The sequence below is a fragment of the Nodularia spumigena CCY9414 genome, assembly GCF_000340565.2.
Lineage (GTDB): Bacteria > Cyanobacteriota > Cyanobacteriia > Cyanobacteriales > Nostocaceae > Nodularia > Nodularia spumigena.
Genome location: NZ_CP007203.1, coordinates 2,326,505 through 2,328,162 on the forward strand (window position 1 = coordinate 2,326,505; position 1,658 = coordinate 2,328,162).

The 1,658-nt window shown below is 41.6% G+C and carries 3 protein-coding genes and 1 pseudogene; 3 read left to right on the forward strand and 1 reads right to left on the reverse strand.

Annotation, left to right across the window (positions count from 1 at the left end; translation table 11 throughout):
• Window positions 1–238, reverse strand: a 238-nt coding sequence (locus NSP_RS10385; RefSeq protein ID WP_044482754.1) for an SRPBCC family protein, incomplete at its 3' end; no start/stop codon positions are given.
• 422 nt (window positions 239–660) lie between these two features.
• On the opposite strand from NSP_RS10385, the gene NSP_RS10390 reads away from it, so the two are divergent.
• The 3 genes and pseudogenes from NSP_RS10390 to NSP_RS10400 form a co-directional block, all read left to right on the forward strand.
• A complete protein-coding gene (locus tag NSP_RS10390) occupies window positions 661–855 on the forward strand; it encodes a hypothetical protein (RefSeq protein ID WP_173403279.1) in 195 nt (64 codons plus the stop codon).
• Window positions 856–887: 32 nt separating this feature from the next.
• On the forward strand, window positions 888–1,064 hold the full coding sequence (gene rd / locus NSP_RS10395; protein ID WP_006194474.1) for a rubredoxin: 177 nt from the start codon (window positions 888–890) through the stop codon (window positions 1,062–1,064).
• Between the two features lie 109 nt (window positions 1,065–1,173).
• Window positions 1,174–1,658 (forward strand): annotated as a pseudogene (locus NSP_RS10400) (NAD(P)/FAD-dependent oxidoreductase); the annotation flags it as partial.

Genomic DNA, 1,658 nt, shown 5'->3' on the forward strand with positions numbered 1-1,658 from the left:
GTCTTTTCACTTCTCCTTGGGACAGAACTTGGCTTTTGGTAAGATCAGGAAAATATTGTACCCAGCGAGGGTAATCAGTTAATTGTTGCCATACCTGCGATCGCAATAGCGGTAAATACATACAGGCGGTAACAGATCCACCGCAACCTGTGTGCGATTGCGTTTGCAATAAAATTTCACCCTGCATCAGCGACGATTGCTTGTCTTGACTCCAAGGCATATTSAAACCTCKAATCATCGAGTCTGAGATATAAGAAGACGCAGACATATTAATTTCAGTTACTCCTCAACTTGTCCACCTGTTAGCGCTGAAACGGCGAATCATTAAATAGGATCGAGTCCAACTAACTAAATTCTAGTTTCAGTACCATGCTGCCTAAACCAATCATTTTCAGGAAATTATTCCGAAATTATACAGTAAAAACTGTATTTCTTACCACTGTTTATTAAAACCATAAATTAGGGGCTCGTTAATTTATCTTGTCAACATAAATCTTTAAATCAAAGATGTCCGAAAAAACTGGGTTTATTGCCCATAATTTTACCTAAAAGTCGGAATTTATGATGTAAAACCAGATTTTTTGCGTAGTTGTTGAGAATGATCAAAAATATCAAAATAGAAACAAAACAGTAGTAACCTTGATTGGAGAGGGAAATGAAGTGAATCAATCTTCCTTAAATCGGACATTAACCCAAATTTTTGGCATTCTTCTCGGCATTGGACTAGCTGTTTGGGTACTTAGAGGTTTTGGGATTCTGACGTTTATTCCAGGTGGAGTTATTGGACTATTATTACTAGGGGCGATCGCTGTAGGGGTTCTGAGCTATGTGCAGAGAACCTGGTGGCGCTTGTAGTCTCAATATCTGACTCAAAGAGGTACAAAACTATGGAAGAGTATGTATGTACTGTTTGCGGATACGAATATGACCCCGAAATCGGCGATCCTGATAGCGGTATAGCCCCCGGAACACCCTTTAAAGATATCCCAGAGGATTGGGTGTGTCCAGTTTGCGGCGCGACCAAAGATTTATTTGAACCGCTAGTACCGCAGGGCGGAAGTTAAAAGTCAAAAGTCAAAAGTCAAAAATCAAACAACTGATGGAGTCCCTATTTATGCTTTGCTGTACTAGCCTAGAATTAAATGCCATATTATCATAGAGACGTTTTTTAATTTGTTGCCGTTAAATATTGTAGTTGTTGGGGGTGGTGCTGCCGGATTTTTCGGCGCGATCGCTTGTGCTAAAGTTAATCCTCACGCCCACGTCACGTTACTCGAAGCTAGTCGTCAACCACTGGCGAAAGTTCTGATTTCCGGGGGAGGACGTTGTAATGTAACTCATGCTTGCTTTGAACCAGCCCGATTAGTCCAAAATTACCCCAGAGGTGGAAAAGCTCTCAGAGGTGCTTTCACCCGCTTTCAAGCTGAAGATACAGTAGCTTGGTTTACAGACCAAGGTGTACGTCTGAAAACCGAAGCCGATGGGCGAATGTTTCCCATTACAGATAATTCCGAAACCATTGTGGAATGTCTGATTAAAGCTACAGCCAAATTTGGGGTAGAATTACGCCTGGGGACACCAGTAGTTTCCGCAAAAAAGTTCACCCAGCAGCACGATTTGAAATTCTGTTGAAATCGGGAGAAACTCAAAAGTGCGAT